Source organism: Pseudomonas juntendi, assembly GCF_021560075.1.
In the GTDB taxonomy this organism is placed as follows: domain Bacteria; phylum Pseudomonadota; class Gammaproteobacteria; order Pseudomonadales; family Pseudomonadaceae; genus Aquipseudomonas; species Aquipseudomonas juntendi.
Window position 1 is genome coordinate 20,927 of record NZ_CP091089.1, and the last position, 15,594, is coordinate 36,520.

A 15,594-nucleotide genomic window follows, 5' to 3' on the forward strand; every position below is an offset into this window, starting at 1 on the left:
GAAAAGGGGGGGGAGGGGGCGCTTACGCGCCCACCGCTTCGGCTACGGGCTCGCCGAGCCACTGAACGTCATAGGTGCTTGGCAGCCTCGGCGGCTCTTTGAGCGTGCCCAGTACCAGGGCGGTGGCCAGCTCGCCGGAGGTGGCCAGGCCGTGCAGCCAGCGCAGGCAGGCCGAGCGGCTGCGCAGGTCGAGGACGTCGACCCGATCGAGGATCAGCGACGGCACGCCGGCCAGGTGCAGGATCGCCTCGGTGAGCATCGCGTCAGCGCGCCAGCGGCCCGACTCCGACGCCAGGGACGCCAGGCGCTGGCCGTAGTAGATGGTCATATCGGCGCCGACCTGGACCTGCGACCAGCCCGTCGCACCGGCCGACACGCGCAGGCGGTCGTTTAGCGGCTTGAGGGCCTTGGTCAGCAGCTCGTTAGGCACACCGGACGGCTCCAGGGCCGTGGCCAGGGCGTCCCAGGCTTCCAGGGCGTGGTGCAGCTGGAGGGCGCGCTGGGTTTTGTCGCCGGCGGCGGCGGCCGCTTGCTGCTTGGCCACCAGCTCGTTGCGCTTGAGCATATCGGCGGTACCGGCCTGATCGAGCGCGGAGATATCGGCGGTGATGTCCTCCACCGAACGCGGCTGCGCGGCGTCCTCGGCCTCGTCCAGGGCGGCCAGGTGCGCATGCACGCGGTCGACCAGGGGGCGGGCCTGGGCCAGGCGGTTCGACGCGGCGTCGATTGCCCGCTGCTGGCTGTGCACCTTCTCGGCAAAGCGCTCGATTTCATTCTTCAGACGGACACGCTCCTCGGCGTATTCGTCGACGCTTTCCAGTTGGCCAACGTACTCGACCAGGGCGCCACCCTTCATCACCAGCGGCTTGTCACAGCACGGGCAGGCCAGGGTTTGCGGCGGCGAGAACGGCGCCGGCAGCGCCAGCAGCTCGGCCGTCAGCCGGTCCAGTTCGCCCTGGGCCTTGCCGCGCAGCTCGGCGCCGTTGCGGATGTAATGGTCCAGCTCGAGCAGCCAGATATTGAACTCGACGCCCTGCGGGCAGCCCAGTTCGGCCAGGGCCTCGCGGGCCTGAATGGCCTTGTCCTCGCGCTCGGACTCGGCGGCCTCGTCGCTGCGCACCTTCTGGCGCTCGGCGATCAGCACTTCACGGCGCGCGGCCATGCGATCGCGCCGCGCCTGCAGGTCGTCGATCTGCGCCTGGATGTCCTCGGGCAGCTCCGGTACCGGCGCCGTCCAGGTCAGGGCCTTGGCCGAGCCGTAGACCTCGCCGGTGACCTCTTTCCAGGCGCCCCTGGCTTCGCTAACTCGCTCTTTAGCGACCTTCACGGCCGCATCCAGTCCGCGCTCCATCGCCGGCAGCAGCGCGTCGACGCGGCGCTGGTCGTGACCACGCTCCACCAGCAGCTGGGCCACCGCCGACACCGACGTCGACACGTTGAGGGCGCCGAACAGCGCCTTACGACGCGCGTCCAGGCCCAGGGAGGAGAAGTGCTGGTGGTTGACCAGGAACGGCCACAGCTCCGGCCGGCCGGCCGCCGCCGCGAAGTCGCCAGCAAGGGTGGCCTTGCCGTCGCCGACGTTGCGCACGATCGCCGCGTCGCCCAGGGTCAGGGCCACCGCGCCCTTTTTCTCGCCCTCGGTGATCAGCGCCTTACGGGCGCCCTTGGTTTCCAGGCGGGCGCATTCGCCGCTCAAGGCGAAGTCCAGGCCCTCGATGACCGACGACTTGCCGATCTCATTGGGGCCGCACAGCAGCACAATCGGGGCCTTGTCCCAGGACAGGGTCAGGGCGCGGTGCGGCATCCAGTTAGTCAGTTGCAGCTGGGTCAGTTTCAATTGGGCAGCCCTCCAGGGGCAGCGGGGCACGGGGCCCCGCGACAGGGGTTATTCGGCGTTGAACAGGTCTTCTGGCGGGTTATCACCGAGCGGGCGGCCCGCCGGCACGTCGTCGACCGGATCGGGCTCAGGGTCCTGGGCCTGCTGGTGCTGCTCCTGGACCGGGGCAGCCTGGCGCGTCTCGGCCGCCGGCTGGCGCTGGCGCTGCTGGCGCGGGGCCTGTTGTTGCTGCTGTTCCTGGACAACCACCGGCTCAGGCTCGCGGGTTTGGGTCTTGACCGCGTGCAGGCCCTCCAGCTGCTCGACCTCCTCATGCTCGATCAGCTCGGCAGCGCGCGGAATCTCGCCATCGTTGACCATGGCCAGGGCGGCGTCGGCATCGGAGACGGCGGCCAGATCGATCACGCCGGCGTCGCTCTGGCTGTCCAGCTCGACGGCCAGGCTTAGGGCGGCATTGCCCATCGGCAGCAGCTTGGCGTGCTTTTTGATCGCCGACTTGATGGCCATATCGTCTTCCCACATCACCCAGGGCGTCTCGGCCAGCTTTTTAGCGGCCTTGTCGCGCTCGCCCTGGTTGCCGGCGTTCTGCAGGTTGCGCTCGAGGGCGTTAAAGGTCTCGGAACGGCTGCGGATCTTGTGCAGCTCGGACAGCGGCAGCACGGTGGCCATCTCGCCGACGTCGGTTTTCGAGTAGGCGAAGGCGCCGATCAGGCCGCCGCGCTCGGTGTCCAGGTTGATCCGGTACCGGAGGAACGAGTCGGAGCCGACCATGTAGTCGAAAAGGTCACCTTTATGGATGGCACCGGCCTGAATCTGGATGCCGGCGCGGCCGGCCAGGGTGATCAGACCCTTGTAGCCGATCTGGAACTGGCAATCGTAGGAGTCGACCCACTGGTTGCCCTTCTTGACCCGCTTTTTGTACGGGATCAGGTAGGCCAAGCCCTGCGGGGTGTTGGGCTCCAGCCCCAGCGCCGCCGACGTCATGAAGGCGCCAAGGACGGTTTTCGGATCGCACTGCAGCAGCGCCGGGGTTTTATGCACGGCATTGACCATCAAGCGGCACATGCGCTCGGGCGACATATGCTTGCCGACCACGGCAGCAATGCCCTGTTTCACCCGATCGGAATCGAGCATGTCCAGCAGCGCAGGGCGCTGGCGCTGGGCCGGGGCGTTCTGGTTGTCGGTGTCGCGGTATTGGTTCAGCGGGTTGGCGGTCGTCATGGCAAGTCTCCGGGGTTACTCGTACTGGGCCCAGCGCTCGGGGTAGGGCAGCGTTTGAATGTTCTGGCGGTAGCCCGGCCACACATCGTTGTGCAGGCACTTGGCGTACTCGATCAGGGTGTCTTGGTACCGCTCGCGGGCCTTGGCGATCAGCCAGCGCGGCAGATCCCAGGCCTGGTACTGGTAGGGATAGGTTTTCTCGATGGCGATAAACAGGAACTCCTCGAGCGGCGCATCGAGGGCAGCCAGGCCGTCGCAGTAGAAGGCGTTCTGCCAGTGGTAGCGGTACTCGCGCACCGACGACATGAACTTCTCGCCGGCGTCCTCGCACGACTTCAGGTCGAAGCCGATGCCGTGCTCGAGCAGCGCGCCGTCGGCCTTGCCCCTGCACTCGACGCCGGTCACCGGGTCGCGCCAGAAAAAGGCGAACTCTTTGGTGCAGGCCGGGTGCAGCACCAGGTCACGCAGCACCCCGGGGCGGCCCAGCACGGTGTCACGCAGGCGCAGGGCCTCCTCGAACTCGGGGCGTTTGACGACCTGGCGGCCCGCAGCACGGGCCACATCGGCGTCCCATTCCTTGGTGCCGACACGGGTGGCGTCGGAGGCCATAAAGCGTTTCTCGAAGTCCTCGGGCTCCAGGATTCCGCAGTGCATCAGCTTGCCGAAGGACTGGGCGCGGGTTTCGTTGCGCTCGCCGTATTTGAGGTGCGCCGGCGACTTGGTGGAAAACACCTTGAGCTGGGAGTTGGACACCGCGTGGTGCGCGAAATACGTCTCGTCCGGGAGGCCCAGGTAAATGCCTTCACCCATCGGGTATTGCGACACGGGGTCATAGTTGAGTAGCTGGAAAGATGACATTCGGGACCTCCTTTGCGATGGCCATACGTTAGGAAAAATCCTACACCCTTGCAAGTCCCAAAACGAAATAATACGCGGCTTGCAGTCCGGTCAGCGGCAACAAAAGAAGGCTCAAAAGATGGCGCCGGAGCCCCGGCGGTTGCTGTAGGAAAACTCCTAACGGGCGTACAGCGACGAGTTGCGCGGCCGCGCGCCCACATATAGCCTTGCAGCCATGGGAAAAATCCAAGACGCAATCGCCAAGTTCCTCGCCGCCCACCCCGAAGTGGGCGAGTGCCGTATCGGCCGCGAGGCCCTCAATGACCCCGGCCTGGTTCGCCAGATCCGGGAAGGCCGGCGCGTGCGTGAAGACACCGCCGAGAAGATCCGCCTGTGGATGCGCGCCTATACCGCCAAGGCGAGGCGCCAGGCCAAGGCAAAAGCGGCGAAAGCCGATAAGGCGGGCTTATGACCGTAACGTCACCGACCGTCACCGACACCCGCGTGACGACGTTCTTTGTACCCGGCACCCCCCAGGGCAAAGGACGCGCCCGCAGCTATGTAAAGCGGGACCGGGCCGGCAAGCTGGCGCTGAACGAGCGCGGCCGCGTGGCCATCGGTCACGTTACGCCGAAGAAGACCCGCTGCTATGAGGAGGAGATCGCCTGGCTGGCGGCCGACGCGCGCAACCACCCGCCCAGCACGGCGCCGATCGGCCTGGTGCTGGACATCCGCAAGGCCATCCCGCCCAGCTGGCCCGCCTGGAAAAAGGCCCTCGCCATCAGCGGCCTGATCCGCCCGACCACCAAGCCCGACAGCGACAACGTCCTCAAGGCGGTCAAGGACGGCTGCAACGGCGTGCTGTGGACCGACGACTGCCAGGTTGTCGAGGAGCTGGTCCGGGCTTACTATGTCCAGGAGCGCCCCGGCCTGGTTGTCCAGGTCACCCCCCTCGCGGCGCTCCCCGCGACCATCAGCAGCAAGCCATCCCCAGGTTTGCTCAGCGCCCTAAGTAGCCCACTCGCCCTGCACGCCCAAGACCAGCACTACGCATAACGATGATTATGTTAAACGCCGGCGCGTGACGTGACGGCGTGACGTTACGCACGCTTAAAAATGCCACACCCCTCGGCTTTGATGGGCTCCAGCCCGACCCCCAGCACCCACCACCCGCCAGCAGGCCGCCACCAGGGCAAAATCGCGCACGCCTGTAGCCGCGTGACGTTACGCGTGACGTTACGCGACGGGTTATCCACAGAAGAAATACGCTAAACGGCACGATTTCCACGCCGCGCAACGTTGCTTTGACGCGAATCCTTGACCATACTCCGCCGCAGAACAACTCAGCCAGGAGGCTCCAACCATGGCAGCCGCAGAAAAGATGCCAGACCTACCGAACTCCCGGGCCGCCGCGATCGCCGCCGGCTCCCCGCAGTACTTCACCGGCAAGCCCTGCGCACACGGGCATGTGGCCAACCGCTTCACCAGCTCCGGCACCTGCGTCGATTGCAACGCGATACGCGCCCGGCAGGTCGCCGCGAACCTGCGCAAGGCCGGCGGCGGCCTGATCCGCCTGCCCAGCCAGCTCCCCAACGACCCGCGCCTGTTCAACGTCGCCCGCCTGCTGGCGGCCAACCCGGCCGCAGGCCTGCAGAACCTGCCGCCCGCGACCATGCGCACCTACGCCGCCGGCGTCCTCTACCGCTTCGCGGTGTACCTGCACCAGCACGCGCCCGACGGCATCCTTTACGACGCGGACCTTTCCACCCTCGACTTCATCAGCGAGACGCCAGGCTTCGGCGAGGCGATGGCCTCAGTGGGCTGGGCCCATTACGACGCAACGTCACGCACCGTCACGATTCCACCACTCAACAGCGGCGCCCAGGGGTAAGCATGGCCAACGAATGGATCAAGATCCGCTCCAAGATGGTGACCAACCGCAAGGTTGAAGCCATCGCCAGGCGGCTCGCCAGCAACCCGCAGTGCCTCGCCGCAGTTGGCATGCAACCCGGGCTGGACTACACCGATAAGAGCGTGCGTAACGGTATGCGTAACGTCACGGTGTCGTTACTGGTGACATTGTGGGGAACGGCCAACGAGGAGGCCCGAGACGGCGTGCTCGAAAATGTCGACCGCTTCTACATAGACGACCTGGTCCAGATGCCCGGCTTCACCGCCGCCCTGGAGATGGTCGGGTGGGCGGTTTGCGACGACGCCGCAGCCACCATCACGCTGCCCAACTTCGACGAGTACAACACCGCAAGCCACGACCGGCGCGGGCTGCACCTCCAGAAGGGCCGCGAGCGATCGCGCAAACATCGGGAAAAACTCCGCGCCCAAAAGGCCGCCCAGGAGGGGAATGGACCGCAAGAACCGCCACACGGTGACGTTACGGGTGACGTTACGGGTGACGTTACGCAACACGGAAAAAGTAACGGCGTAACGCCCCTAGAGAAGAGAAGAGAAGAATATATAGATGATGATGTAGATACCCCCCCTCCCCCCACGGTCGGGGAGGCGAACGACGAGAGCGAGGAAACTGAAAACTTTCCAGCGGACAGCCTGAAGGAACTGCGCAGGCCGCTCGGACGCCTCTGGAAGCTGACCAAACTGCTCGATCCCGAGGTCAACGCCGAGCTGGTGCTCTGGCGAGCGATGGAGGCCACCGGCGCCGACGTCGAGGCAGCGGTGTACCACGCCACCCATGACCGCCACGGCAACCCCAAGCAATCGCCAGGCTCGATCAAGTACCTGACGCCGATCGTCGAGCAGAAGATCCAGGTGAGGCTCAACCAGGAGCTGGCCATGACCAAGGCGCAGTCGAACCCGATCACCGCCCAGGAACAGCCCGCGACGGGCAAGGGCAAGCGCAACACCGGTACCGGAGCGCCTGCCGGCGGCTTCAAGACCCGGAACATCCAGGCCGACGTCGAGCAGCAGAGCGCCGACACGATCGAGCAGATCCGCGCCCAGCTGATCGCGGACGGCCACCTGCCAGCCGACGATGCAGGCACAAACCACATCGAGGGGGAGTACACGAATGCAACCCATTGACAAGCTGGTGCTCTCGCAGACCCTGGCGGCGGTCTACTCGCTCAGGACGAAATCGATCACCCCGAACATGGTCGAGTTGTTCTACGAGACGCTCAAGGAATACGACATCGAGGCGGTGTGCAAAGCGATGTTTGCCCACATGCGCAACCCGGACACGGGCATGCACCCGCCACAGCCCGGCGACATCACCCGGATGATCGAGGGCAGCACCGGCGACCGCGCCATGGACGCCTGGGCCCTGGTGGAACGGGCGATTCGCCAGGTTGGACCGGTGGCCAGCGTCGCGTTCCAGGACGGGGTGATCCACCGGGTGATCGAGGACATGGGGGGATGGGTACGGCTCTGCGAGACGGGCACCGAGGAAGACCTGCGCTTTCGCGGGCTCGAGTTCCAGAAGCGCTGCAGGGGTTTCTGGCTGGGCGACAAGCTCGGCCACGACTTCCCGAGCTACCTGATCGGCTCCGCCGAAGCGTTCAACCGCGCAGCAGGCCGCCCGCACAAGGTCCAGGTCGAACTGATCGGCCGCAGCCCCGAGGCCAAGGCAAGGGCAAAACGGATCATGAGCCAGGGCAACCCGGTGGGAGAGGCCAACTCGGTTAAGTCCCTGATTTCTGGAATGAAACACCTGAAATTGGTCAAGGGACCCACCCAAGGGGGAGGCGATACCCGCCAGAACGCGCTGGCAGGCCCAAAAGAGCCCCAATCCGGCCAAACCCCACCCGACGGTAGCGGGTCGATCCCTAGCGCAGCGCCTGCGGCAAAATAGGAGGCATCTGAAAGCCCCGCCAGCAGGCCCTGTACATGAGAGCAGTTCGCAGCAGAGAAACATCGGAACATAAGGGGCGAAAGGGAGAGGGGGACGCGCTAGGGGCGCTTCGCCCTACCCCTTCCGCCAGCAAAGGGACGGAACGAGCCGTCGCCGCCTGCCTGGCCTACGTTCGGCACACCGCCGTCGTGAAGGCCGCGACCACCGCGATAGCGCGTTCGCTCGACGAATGCCCCGGGGTAGCAGGAAGGCGACGGCTTGGCGTGCTGCACGGCGAAGGCCTGACGCACGACGCCACCGACCCCACCCACCTGGGCGCCTACTACCAGCGCACCAGGATCGAGCCGGGCCAGGGCGCTGTGCTGGACGTCCCTGACGACGTCGCAGAGTGCCCGGCCTGCTCCAGGGCCCACCGCATCGTCCAGGAGCGCAAAGCCGCCCGCCAGGACGTCGGCAAGGCCAAACGGGCGCTCAGCCTGGCCGCACGCACGCTGCAGGCCGAGGCTGGGGCGCCAAGCCCCGACGAGGAGGCCCGCCAGCGCTTCCTGGCGGCCCAGGGCGACCTGTTCCTGGGCGAGGCCACCCGTCGCTGCCCGATGGGCTGCGGCCATGAGTTCGCCGAGAGCCTGGGCCCGTTCGGCTGCCCCAACTGCCTCGGGGAGGGCCTGCAATGACCCCCAAGGGCATCGCCGTCACCCACGCCCTGGTCTACCGGGCACCCACCGCCGGCCGGCGCTACCTGTCCAAGGCCGCCGCCATCAACGCCGAGACGCGGGCGATCATCAAAGCCAAGTACCCCGACGAGGACGCGCCCCAGGACACCCAGGGGCAGCAGATCGGCCCGGCCTGGTCCATGGAATACGACGAGCCCAAGCGCTGGGCCAAGATCTACCGCCGGTTGCGCCGTCTGGTCGCCCGTAGCGTGGGTCCGGTGCAAGGAAATCTGCTGTGAGCGCGTCGGTTTATATCGTGACATTCAAGGACGGAAAGACGGCCACGGCGCTCGACATGAACAGCGAGCCAGAAGCCACGGCAATAGAGGGCTTGAGGAGCATCAACAAGGCATGGGAGGAGGCCGATATAAGGCCCCGCGTGCCCCCTTGCGGGTATGGGAAAAATCCTACAGAATTGGCGGGCCAGATTGAGCCCCGGAGGGCACATGATTTCCTACCTTCGCCGCAAATTCCGCCCCCAGCAGAACCCGCCCGCACCATCCCCGTTCAAGAAGACCGCACCAGCCGGCCGCCCGAGCGGCAGTGGCAGCGCCCCGTCCAGTACCGCCGTGGGCAGCAGCTCCAGCCCCGACCCGATCACGGGCAACCCGCTGCACCCGCTCAACCCGCTTAACCCCGCCAACCAGGTCTATTACGTCGCCCCAGCCCCGGAGCCGGCCCGCTACAGCAGCGAAGCCGGCGCCGGGCGCGATAGCGCGCGCCTGGAATGCGCCCCAGGCCGAGACGACAGCCGCGACAGCGGTGGCTGGGGTGGTGGGAGCGATTACGGCTCCTGCAGCAGCTCCAGCGATTCCAGCAGCCCCAGCAGCGACTACTAACCCCGGAGACACTCCATGACAGAAGCCAACACCAGCGCCGCCATCAGCGCCCTGGAACAGAAGATCCGCGACCAGGCCATCGAGCAGCTGAGCGAGCGCGTCAACGACCTGTTCGCCCCGATCTTCGCCAAGCTGGACGAGCTGAACGATGACCAGGTGCGCCTGCACGGCGTCGAGATTGACGGCCACACCGCCGACGCCGTCGAGGTGCTGGAGAAGATCATGGCGCTGGTAAGCGACGCCTTGCAGCCAGCCGCCGAACAGACCGCCATCGACGCCCTGCTGGCCGCCGCCGAGCAGCTGCTGGCGCCAGCAGCACCGGAGGCCGCATGAGCGCCAAGGACCTAGAGGCCAAGATCCGCGAGCGCGCCCGCATCGAGCATAAGAAGGCGATCGAGGAGGCGTTTCAGCCGGCCCTGCGCGCCATCAACAACCTGGGCGTCGCGTTCAACGATGTGCCAGGCATCAAGGGCGAAACCGGCCTGACCCCGCTCAAGTTCGAGCCCGCCCTGGTTGCGCTGCGCACCGCCCTGATCGCCGCCACCAACGAGGCCGCCGGCGACAAGGCCATCGACGCCTTCGTGCGCAAGGTCGACGGCCTCCAGGACCAGATCGACGAGCTGCGCGACAGCGTCGCCTAACCCAACACCAGGACACCAGACATGACCATCGCACCCGTACCACCAGTCCCGCTCCAGGGCGTTCGCCGATCGTTCCAGGACGTAAAGCCCGCCGGCACCCGCCAGTACACCGCCGAGCTGGTCGACAAGGACGGCCGCTACCTGCGCGCCGACACCATGGTCCCGGACTTCATGCAGGCATCCACCGGCCTCGACGACCAGGCCTTTAGCCAGATGATCGCCAGCCGACAAGACGAAACCCTGCGCCAGCAGCAGGCCGAGGGCAGCGCCCCGCTGGCCATCGAGATCATCGCGGAGCTGACCCAACAGCTGAAAGGCGCCGTCGCCGCCCAGCAGCAGGCCTTGGCCGAGCTTGGCCAGGCCCGCCAGCGCATCGCCCACGCCGAGGGCCAAGTCGGCCACCTGGCCGAGCGTCTGCTGGCGCTGGACCCAGCGGCACTGGCACCCGAAGCAAAAGCCCCAGGCCCGCAGGCCTGAGCCGCAGGCGGCCCGACCGGGGAGGGACGGCCGCCAGCAGCTCCACCGAAAACAAGCACAACACAACGAACCCAAGGAACCTCGTCAATGAAGACACTCACCCCCGCCGCCCAAGCCCTGCACGACGAATTCAAGAGCGAGGGACGCGGCTGCGCCTGCCACCTCGGCGGAGCGCCATGCAGCCACTGCACCCACCCGGGCAACCCACACGCCCTGGAAGCCGACGACAGCGCCTGGATCAACACCAACCGCGTCAACCCAGGCCACCTGCGCAAGGTGATGGACGCCGTCAATGAAATGGTCCGCTTTGGCATCGACTTTGTGCCCATGCCCGCCTACAACGACCAGGACCGCAAAGAGCTGGCCGACGAGTCCGCGCGCCGCCTGGAGCTGTTGTCCGCTGCCGCAGAGGCCAGGGGCGCGGGAGATACGCCATGACAAAGCTCAAGACGCAGTACCACCCGCGCATCGGGCGCTGCCAGTCTTGCGCCATGCGCGAGAGTGACTGCACTCGCCTACCCTTCCAAGACATGCCCGTCTATCGCCGTGACGGCGTCGACGTGGTGGTAACTTGCACCAGGTACTTCCCGGCCAGCGGGCAGTTCCAGACTGAGGAGGCATGACATGGCAGCGCACGACAACGTAGACATCGAGGCCTTCATCAAGGCCGCAGCAGAACGGGGCTGGTCGAAGACGCAGACCCGCAAGGCCCTGGAGCTGAGCACCAACAAGTTTTGGGCGATCTTGGGCGTCATGCCCCCGCTCACCTGGTCGGGGCGTCGCTCCAGCCTGGGCGTCAGCCGCAGCCCCAGCCCGGCCGTCACCGAGGCGCTGGCGCGTGCTCGAGCAGCACGCCGCGCCCGGCACCTCTACACTTGGAACGGCCGCACCGGCACCGTCGCCGAGCTGGCCGCGTTCGCCGACGCAAGCGAGCGCACCATCCGCCGTCGCATTCAGCACGGCCTCACCATCGACCAGGCATTCAGCCTGCCCGCCACGTTCGATTGGCGCGGCCTACAGCAGATCCATCACCAGACCTGCCTCCCCCTGTAGCGCTGCAACACCACATAACCCGTCGCAAGCCGCAGCCGCCGCCACTTGGCGGCACTGTAGCTGTAGGAAATAACCCACGGCCTACCCCTTGCGCTTCCGCTAGTGTGCGTACACAATCCACGCACGCACACCACGGGAGCCAGGACCCATGACCACCACCCTCATCACCCGCGAAGACGTCAAACGCTACCAGGGCCGCGATTGGTTCCGCCGCGCCGTCACCATGGTCAGCACCGGCGGCCAGCGCGTCTACACCACCGACGGCCGCGCCCTCAACACCCTTGAGGAGCTGCAGGCCGAGGACGCCCCGACCGCCATCGAGCCGGAACCCCGGGGCACCCTGCCCAAGCGGCAGCGCTTTTACGGCGAAGACCGCAAGAGCGTCCGGGTACACGCCCGCATGACTGAGGACTACCGCAAGCGCTTCATCGCCCTGGGCGGCAGCACCTGGCTGCGCAAGCAGATCGACGCCGCCCTGCCACAGCTCAACGCCTAACAACGACCCCCAGCAGCACCAGGAGAGCCACATGCCCTACATGATCGGATGCGCATCGCAGAAAGGAGGCCCGGGCAAGTCGACGATCGACCGCGCCCTGGCCGTCGCCTTCACCAACGCCGGCTGGAGCACCAAGGTAATCGACCTGGACGTGCGCCAGGGCACCGTCACCAGCTGGCTACGCCGGCGCCTGGCAAACAACGTTCTGCCCGAGCTGCATGTGCAAATGTGCGGCAGCGTCGCCGCCGGCATCGCCCAGGCCGGCAGCGCCGACATGATCATCATCGACGGCGGGCCACAGGCCACCGACGAGACGGTCGCCATGGCCCAGGCGGTCAACCTGCTGATCCTGCCCACCGGCCTCTGCCTCGACGACCTGGAGCCAACCGTCACCCTGGCCAACACCCTGGTCGACAAGCACGCCATCCCGATCGAGCGTATCGCCTTCGCCCTAAACAAGGTCGGCAACAGCGAGGTGGAGATTGCCGCCGCGCGCACCTACCTGGGCAAGACCCGCTTCTACACCCTCGACGGCGAGATACCCGACCGCCCGGGCTACCGCACCGCGCACGACCTGGGCCGCTCGATCATCGAGACGCCCTACCCGAGCCTCAACAAGCGCGCCGGCAAGCTGGTCCAGTCAGCGGTCGACCGCTTCAACGCGCTAATCGGCTAAGCAGCGAATTAGCGAATTAGCGAAGCCGCGAATTAACGAAATCGCGGCCTAGCGAAAGAACGAAACAGCGAAAGGAAGTCAGCCCCCATGACCACCCAACCGCCAGCATTGAAGATGCCCAAGCCCCCGGGCCCCAAGGCCCACGGCAAGGGCGAACCACCACAAGGCGCGGCCGACACCGTCGTCGTAGGCAACAACACCAAGACGCCCAAGGCGAAAGCCCTGGTGGACTGCAACTTCAAGGTCGAGGCCGAGTTTCGTAAACAGTTTCGGCTGTTCTGCGCCACCCACGACGCCAACCACGTCGACATATTCAAGACATCCCTGATCGAGTTCATGGACCGCAAGGGATGGGACACCAACGCCCTCAAGGCAATCCTCAAGGCATCGGAGAACAAAGAGTGACCGACTATCCGAAGTGCGCCGGCCCCCACTGCCGCGACCCCAAGTGCGACCTTTGCGCCCCGGCCATGCACGCACCAGCGCCGAAGCTGCCCGAGGGCACCGAGCAGGTCAGCAGCGCATGGCTGGCCCAGCTGCGCCAGGAATACCGCGAGTACGGCCAGCAGGCCGACGACCTGCGGGAGCAGAACAAGGCCCTGCAAGCCACCATCGACCAGCTGCGCCAGCACAAGACCGACTACATGGAGGCCGCCGAGGAGACGGCCAAGGCCCTGCGCGCCGAAATCCAGGAGCTGCGCGACCGCCCCACCCTGGCCTACGGCATCAGCGGCAACCGCTACATGGTCGCCACCACCCGCGAGGAGCTGCCCGACGTCTACGAGGACGCCCAGGTGATCGAGCTGGTGCGCGGCCGCCCCTACACCCGCCAGGAGCCCCAGGCATGAGCAACGCCGTCCACCCGAACACCTTTGTGGCCACCTGCGGCGGCTGCCTGAACCATGTTGGCGCCGCCGACGTAAAGCGCACCGACCGCGCCGACCTGGGCAAGCTGCTGGGGCAATGGCTGTTCGCCGGCTACACCGTCCAGCCCCGCTGGGGAGACACCGTAGTCGTCGAGATCAAGGGCTGCGAGTGCCCTAGCCCCGACACCAAAGTGCGCCGCTATTTCGCGCTTTAGCGAATTAGCGGTTTAGCGAAAGAGCGAAGCGGCTAAGCCGCTAACCAGCGAAATAGCGCACGCCCCGGCCTGACGGGGCTTTGCCAGTACCAACACACCACAACAGGTACACCGTCATGCCAGCACCACAACGCCCCACCGAAGACCAGCTCCAAGCCCAGTGCAACGCCTGGAACCGCGACAACCCATCCGGCACCCTCGTCAGCTATGAATCGATCAAGGGCAAGGGCGAGACGGGGCGCTACCGCACCAACGGCGAGGCCGAGGTGCTGAGCGGCCACAGCGCCGTCATCTGGCTACTGGGCAAGTCGGGCTGCGTCGCCCTGGATCATTGCACCCCCGTGCGCGAGGGCGAGCCGGCGCCGGTCAAGGTCCAGAAGATCACCCTGGAGGACCACGACCAGGACTTCACCGAGTGGTACGTGCGCGACGGCATCGTCATCGATTGCCAGCCAGCCCAGGGCAGCGTGTGGGTAGGCATCAAGGTCCTCAACCAGGCGCAGCTTGCGCCAGGCTCCGCCATTGAGGTGGTGTCGCGCGCCACGGGCAAGGCGGTGCTCCTGCAATACCCGGTCGAGTCGGTCGAGGACCTGAGCCCCGAGGAGGCGGCCAAGGTCGAGGAGTACGGGCGCGGCTGGGCCAGCATCAAGGGCGTCAGCCTCGAAAGCCTGGGCCTTGCGCCAGCGGTAGGGGAGGCCTGAGCCATGGACCTCCTGCACCCCGTCACCGCCCACGAAATGCAGCAGGCCGAGGCCCTGGTGGGCGGCCTGTTCGAGAAAATGGCAGGCTTCATCAGCTGCGAGGCCGACATCGAGGTGCTGCTGATCGCCGGCGCCGACAATCTGCGCTTCGCGGCCGCGATCTACCGCCGCACCGAGGCCTTCGCCAAGGCCCAGGCCAACTACGACCAGTTCAAAGCCGACCTGGAGGCCAACGTGCCGGCCGAGCGCCGCCTGGTTCACTCCTGGTTCTGGCTGGCCAGCCGCATCGAGCAGTGCAAGGACGGCGTCGACACCATCCTGACCATGACCTTTTGCATTCCGCTGGTTTGCGAGTACCTGCCAGCACCACAGCCTGCCCAGGAGCAGCCATGAAACTGAACCGCACCACCACCCACGCCCAAACCACCACCGCCAGCCTGGCGGGCGACGAACTCAAGCGCGTCATTGCCCAGGCCGTCGCCCAGGCGGCCGGCATTGACCTGGACGCCGCCGGCGTCGAGCAGAAGGTATGGCTCACCACCAGGGCAGTCACAGGCACCGCCGGCAGCGAGCACGTCGCCGAGGTGACCATCACCCAGCTGGCCCAGCCCAAGGGCGACGGATTCAAGCCCCACGACTTCAGCGGCAGCGTGCGCGCCCCGATCAAGCGCGGCGACACCATCCGCTGGCATGAGAATGGCGTCGAGCACAGCGGGCCAGTCGTCGAGCACTACGACGGGCTGAACGACGTGCGCGAGCTGCGCTGCCGGGGCATCACCCTGGAGCAGATCCAGGACCGGGCCGACCGCGACAGCGTCACCATCGTCTGATGAACATCGAGGACGCCAGCGACCAGGCGCTCCGCGACGAGCTGGAGGAGCGCGCCAGGGAGCGCACCATGCGCGAGAGGGGCGAGGTGGAGTCCTGCGAGGACTGCGCCCGCTTCAAGCCATGGACGAGCCGCAGGACCATGCCCGAGGACTACAACCCGTGCAGCAAGCGCCACGCCATGCGCTTTCGCATGCCCGAGCCCTGGGAGGACCCGCACGACGGGGGTTTCTATCGCCTGGTGTGCAGCGATCGCAAGGAACGGCCACCGCCACCACCGGAGCCCGTCGAGCCACCGCCCAAGCCAGGGCCACGGGGCTGGCCTAATTGGCACCTGCGCCGCAAGCCGATCTAGCTGGCCACACTGGGGCTGT

The 15,594-nt window shown here is 66.6% G+C and carries 26 protein-coding genes; 23 read left to right on the plus strand and 3 right to left on the minus strand.

Going from position 1 to position 15,594, the window contains the following annotated elements; genetic code table 11:
• Positions 1 to 22: 22 nt before the first annotated feature.
• The 3 genes from L1P09_RS25875 to L1P09_RS25885 are packed head-to-tail and all read right to left on the minus strand — an operon-like array spanning position 23 to position 3,916.
• The gene (locus L1P09_RS25875; RefSeq protein WP_235769048.1) at positions 23 to 1,837 is read right to left on the minus strand and encodes an AAA family ATPase; all 1,815 of its coding nucleotides are present in this window, start codon (positions 1,835 to 1,837) and stop codon (positions 23 to 25) included.
• Between the two features lie 48 nt (positions 1,838 to 1,885).
• On the minus strand, positions 1,886 to 3,058 hold the full coding sequence (locus L1P09_RS25880) for a recombinase RecT (protein WP_235769049.1): 1,173 nt from the start codon (positions 3,056 to 3,058) through the stop codon (positions 1,886 to 1,888).
• Between the two features lie 15 nt (positions 3,059 to 3,073).
• Positions 3,074 to 3,916, minus strand: coding sequence for a PD-(D/E)XK nuclease-like domain-containing protein (locus L1P09_RS25885; protein ID WP_235769050.1), 843 nt, complete (start codon positions 3,914 to 3,916; stop codon positions 3,074 to 3,076).
• A gap of 214 nt (positions 3,917 to 4,130) precedes the next feature.
• On the opposite strand from L1P09_RS25885, the gene L1P09_RS25890 reads away from it, so the two are divergent.
• The 23 genes from L1P09_RS25890 to L1P09_RS26000 all read left to right on the plus strand — a co-directional run bounded on the left by L1P09_RS25890 (position 4,131) and on the right by L1P09_RS26000 (position 15,575).
• Positions 4,131 to 4,367 (plus strand): hypothetical protein, encoded by a 237-nt coding sequence (locus tag L1P09_RS25890; RefSeq protein WP_235769051.1) that lies wholly within the window; start codon positions 4,131 to 4,133, stop codon positions 4,365 to 4,367.
• A complete protein-coding gene (locus L1P09_RS25895) occupies positions 4,364 to 4,951 on the plus strand; it encodes a RusA family crossover junction endodeoxyribonuclease (RefSeq protein WP_235769052.1) in 588 nt (195 codons plus the stop codon). Before L1P09_RS25890 ends, L1P09_RS25895 begins: the two co-directional genes overlap by 4 nt.
• 307 nt (positions 4,952 to 5,258) lie before the next feature.
• Positions 5,259 to 5,786: a hypothetical protein gene (locus L1P09_RS25900; RefSeq protein ID WP_235769053.1), complete on the plus strand. Its 528-nt coding sequence runs from the start codon at positions 5,259 to 5,261 to the stop codon at positions 5,784 to 5,786.
• A 2-nt stretch (positions 5,787 to 5,788) separates the two neighbouring features.
• Entirely contained in the window at positions 5,789 to 6,949 is a 1,161-nt protein-coding gene (locus L1P09_RS25905; protein WP_235769054.1) for a hypothetical protein, read from the plus strand.
• Positions 6,936 to 7,715 carry a DUF6475 domain-containing protein gene (locus L1P09_RS25910; RefSeq protein WP_235769055.1) on the plus strand — a complete coding sequence of 260 codons (780 nt, stop codon included), beginning with the start codon at positions 6,936 to 6,938 and terminating at the stop codon, positions 7,713 to 7,715. The genes L1P09_RS25905 and L1P09_RS25910 overlap by 14 nt, the downstream gene beginning before the upstream one ends.
• 359 nt (positions 7,716 to 8,074) lie before the next feature.
• On the plus strand, positions 8,075 to 8,389 hold the full coding sequence (locus L1P09_RS25915) for a hypothetical protein (protein ID WP_235769056.1): 315 nt from the start codon (positions 8,075 to 8,077) through the stop codon (positions 8,387 to 8,389).
• Entirely contained in the window at positions 8,386 to 8,667 is a 282-nt protein-coding gene (locus L1P09_RS25920) for a hypothetical protein (protein ID WP_235769057.1), read from the plus strand. The genes L1P09_RS25915 and L1P09_RS25920 overlap by 4 nt, the downstream gene beginning before the upstream one ends.
• A gap of 207 nt (positions 8,668 to 8,874) precedes the next feature.
• Positions 8,875 to 9,267 carry a hypothetical protein gene (locus L1P09_RS25925; protein WP_235769058.1) on the plus strand — a complete coding sequence of 131 codons (393 nt, stop codon included), beginning with the start codon at positions 8,875 to 8,877 and terminating at the stop codon, positions 9,265 to 9,267.
• 15 nt (positions 9,268 to 9,282) lie between these two features.
• The gene (locus L1P09_RS25930; RefSeq protein ID WP_235769059.1) at positions 9,283 to 9,600 is read left to right on the plus strand and encodes a hypothetical protein; all 318 of its coding nucleotides are present in this window, start codon (positions 9,283 to 9,285) and stop codon (positions 9,598 to 9,600) included.
• On the plus strand, positions 9,597 to 9,908 hold the full coding sequence (locus L1P09_RS25935) for a hypothetical protein (protein WP_235769060.1): 312 nt from the start codon (positions 9,597 to 9,599) through the stop codon (positions 9,906 to 9,908). The genes L1P09_RS25930 and L1P09_RS25935 overlap by 4 nt, the downstream gene beginning before the upstream one ends.
• A gap of 21 nt (positions 9,909 to 9,929) precedes the next feature.
• A complete protein-coding gene (locus L1P09_RS25940; RefSeq protein ID WP_235769061.1) occupies positions 9,930 to 10,385 on the plus strand; it encodes a hypothetical protein in 456 nt (151 codons plus the stop codon).
• Positions 10,386 to 10,472: 87 nt separating this feature from the next.
• Entirely contained in the window at positions 10,473 to 10,823 is a 351-nt protein-coding gene (locus L1P09_RS25945) for a DUF1382 family protein (RefSeq protein ID WP_235769062.1), read from the plus strand.
• Positions 10,820 to 11,008: a hypothetical protein gene (locus L1P09_RS25950; protein WP_235769063.1), complete on the plus strand. Its 189-nt coding sequence runs from the start codon at positions 10,820 to 10,822 to the stop codon at positions 11,006 to 11,008. The genes L1P09_RS25945 and L1P09_RS25950 overlap by 4 nt, the downstream gene beginning before the upstream one ends.
• A 1-nt stretch (position 11,009) precedes the next feature.
• A complete protein-coding gene (locus L1P09_RS25955) occupies positions 11,010 to 11,438 on the plus strand; it encodes a hypothetical protein (protein ID WP_235769064.1) in 429 nt (142 codons plus the stop codon).
• Positions 11,439 to 11,586: 148 nt separating this feature from the next.
• Positions 11,587 to 11,934, plus strand: coding sequence for a hypothetical protein (locus L1P09_RS25960; protein ID WP_235769065.1), 348 nt, complete (start codon positions 11,587 to 11,589; stop codon positions 11,932 to 11,934).
• A gap of 31 nt (positions 11,935 to 11,965) precedes the next feature.
• Complete coding sequence (locus L1P09_RS25965; protein WP_235768985.1) at positions 11,966 to 12,610, plus strand: ParA family protein; 645 nt, start codon at positions 11,966 to 11,968, stop codon at positions 12,608 to 12,610.
• 87 nt (positions 12,611 to 12,697) lie between these two features.
• Entirely contained in the window at positions 12,698 to 13,015 is a 318-nt protein-coding gene (locus L1P09_RS25970) for a hypothetical protein (protein WP_235768986.1), read from the plus strand.
• Positions 13,012 to 13,458 (plus strand): hypothetical protein, encoded by a 447-nt coding sequence (locus L1P09_RS25975; RefSeq protein ID WP_235768987.1) that lies wholly within the window; start codon positions 13,012 to 13,014, stop codon positions 13,456 to 13,458. Before L1P09_RS25970 ends, L1P09_RS25975 begins: the two co-directional genes overlap by 4 nt.
• Positions 13,455 to 13,691, plus strand: coding sequence for a hypothetical protein (locus tag L1P09_RS25980; RefSeq protein WP_235768988.1), 237 nt, complete (start codon positions 13,455 to 13,457; stop codon positions 13,689 to 13,691). The genes L1P09_RS25975 and L1P09_RS25980 overlap by 4 nt, the downstream gene beginning before the upstream one ends.
• Before the next feature lie 116 nt (positions 13,692 to 13,807).
• Positions 13,808 to 14,392 (plus strand): hypothetical protein, encoded by a 585-nt coding sequence (locus tag L1P09_RS26490; RefSeq protein ID WP_252957589.1) that lies wholly within the window; start codon positions 13,808 to 13,810, stop codon positions 14,390 to 14,392.
• Between the two features lie 3 nt (positions 14,393 to 14,395).
• A complete protein-coding gene (locus L1P09_RS25990) occupies positions 14,396 to 14,785 on the plus strand; it encodes a hypothetical protein (RefSeq protein ID WP_235768989.1) in 390 nt (129 codons plus the stop codon).
• Positions 14,782 to 15,222, plus strand: coding sequence for a hypothetical protein (locus L1P09_RS25995; protein ID WP_235768990.1), 441 nt, complete (start codon positions 14,782 to 14,784; stop codon positions 15,220 to 15,222). Before L1P09_RS25990 ends, L1P09_RS25995 begins: the two co-directional genes overlap by 4 nt.
• Entirely contained in the window at positions 15,222 to 15,575 is a 354-nt protein-coding gene (locus L1P09_RS26000; RefSeq protein WP_235768991.1) for a hypothetical protein, read from the plus strand. Before L1P09_RS25995 ends, L1P09_RS26000 begins: the two co-directional genes overlap by 1 nt.
• Positions 15,576 to 15,594 lie beyond the last annotated feature (19 nt).

What these genes read in the sequence shown, in the direction of transcription:
- L1P09_RS25925 (WP_235769058.1), top strand. Translation starts at nt 8,875, where the DNA reads ATGATTTCCTACCTTCGCCGCAAATTCCGCCCCCAGCAGAACCCGCCC.
- L1P09_RS25980 (WP_235768988.1), top strand. Translation starts at nt 13,455, where the DNA reads ATGAGCAACGCCGTCCACCCGAACACCTTTGTGGCCACCTGCGGCGGC.
- L1P09_RS25940 (WP_235769061.1), top strand. Translation starts at nt 9,930, where the DNA reads ATGACCATCGCACCCGTACCACCAGTCCCGCTCCAGGGCGTTCGCCGA.
- L1P09_RS25955 (WP_235769064.1), top strand. Translation starts at nt 11,010, where the DNA reads ATGGCAGCGCACGACAACGTAGACATCGAGGCCTTCATCAAGGCCGCA.
- L1P09_RS25900 (WP_235769053.1), top strand. Translation starts at nt 5,259, where the DNA reads ATGGCAGCCGCAGAAAAGATGCCAGACCTACCGAACTCCCGGGCCGCC.
- L1P09_RS25965 (WP_235768985.1), top strand. Translation starts at nt 11,966, where the DNA reads ATGCCCTACATGATCGGATGCGCATCGCAGAAAGGAGGCCCGGGCAAG.
- L1P09_RS25895 (WP_235769052.1), top strand. Translation starts at nt 4,364, where the DNA reads ATGACCGTAACGTCACCGACCGTCACCGACACCCGCGTGACGACGTTC.
- L1P09_RS25890 (WP_235769051.1), top strand. Translation starts at nt 4,131, where the DNA reads ATGGGAAAAATCCAAGACGCAATCGCCAAGTTCCTCGCCGCCCACCCC.
- L1P09_RS25905 (WP_235769054.1), top strand. Translation starts at nt 5,789, where the DNA reads ATGGCCAACGAATGGATCAAGATCCGCTCCAAGATGGTGACCAACCGC.
- L1P09_RS25970 (WP_235768986.1), top strand. Translation starts at nt 12,698, where the DNA reads ATGACCACCCAACCGCCAGCATTGAAGATGCCCAAGCCCCCGGGCCCC.
- L1P09_RS25990 (WP_235768989.1), top strand. Translation starts at nt 14,396, where the DNA reads ATGGACCTCCTGCACCCCGTCACCGCCCACGAAATGCAGCAGGCCGAG.
- L1P09_RS25995 (WP_235768990.1), top strand. Translation starts at nt 14,782, where the DNA reads ATGAAACTGAACCGCACCACCACCCACGCCCAAACCACCACCGCCAGC.
- L1P09_RS26490 (WP_252957589.1), top strand. Translation starts at nt 13,808, where the DNA reads ATGCCAGCACCACAACGCCCCACCGAAGACCAGCTCCAAGCCCAGTGC.
- L1P09_RS25920 (WP_235769057.1), top strand. Translation starts at nt 8,386, where the DNA reads ATGACCCCCAAGGGCATCGCCGTCACCCACGCCCTGGTCTACCGGGCA.
- L1P09_RS25910 (WP_235769055.1), top strand. Translation starts at nt 6,936, where the DNA reads ATGCAACCCATTGACAAGCTGGTGCTCTCGCAGACCCTGGCGGCGGTC.
- L1P09_RS25930 (WP_235769059.1), top strand. Translation starts at nt 9,283, where the DNA reads ATGACAGAAGCCAACACCAGCGCCGCCATCAGCGCCCTGGAACAGAAG.
- L1P09_RS26000 (WP_235768991.1), top strand. Translation starts at nt 15,222, where the DNA reads ATGAACATCGAGGACGCCAGCGACCAGGCGCTCCGCGACGAGCTGGAG.
- L1P09_RS25960 (WP_235769065.1), top strand. Translation starts at nt 11,587, where the DNA reads ATGACCACCACCCTCATCACCCGCGAAGACGTCAAACGCTACCAGGGC.
- L1P09_RS25950 (WP_235769063.1), top strand. Translation starts at nt 10,820, where the DNA reads ATGACAAAGCTCAAGACGCAGTACCACCCGCGCATCGGGCGCTGCCAG.
- L1P09_RS25880 (WP_235769049.1), bottom strand. Translation starts at nt 3,058, where the DNA reads ATGACGACCGCCAACCCGCTGAACCAATACCGCGACACCGACAACCAG.
- L1P09_RS25885 (WP_235769050.1), bottom strand. Translation starts at nt 3,916, where the DNA reads ATGTCATCTTTCCAGCTACTCAACTATGACCCCGTGTCGCAATACCCG.
- L1P09_RS25945 (WP_235769062.1), top strand. Translation starts at nt 10,473, where the DNA reads ATGAAGACACTCACCCCCGCCGCCCAAGCCCTGCACGACGAATTCAAG.
- L1P09_RS25935 (WP_235769060.1), top strand. Translation starts at nt 9,597, where the DNA reads ATGAGCGCCAAGGACCTAGAGGCCAAGATCCGCGAGCGCGCCCGCATC.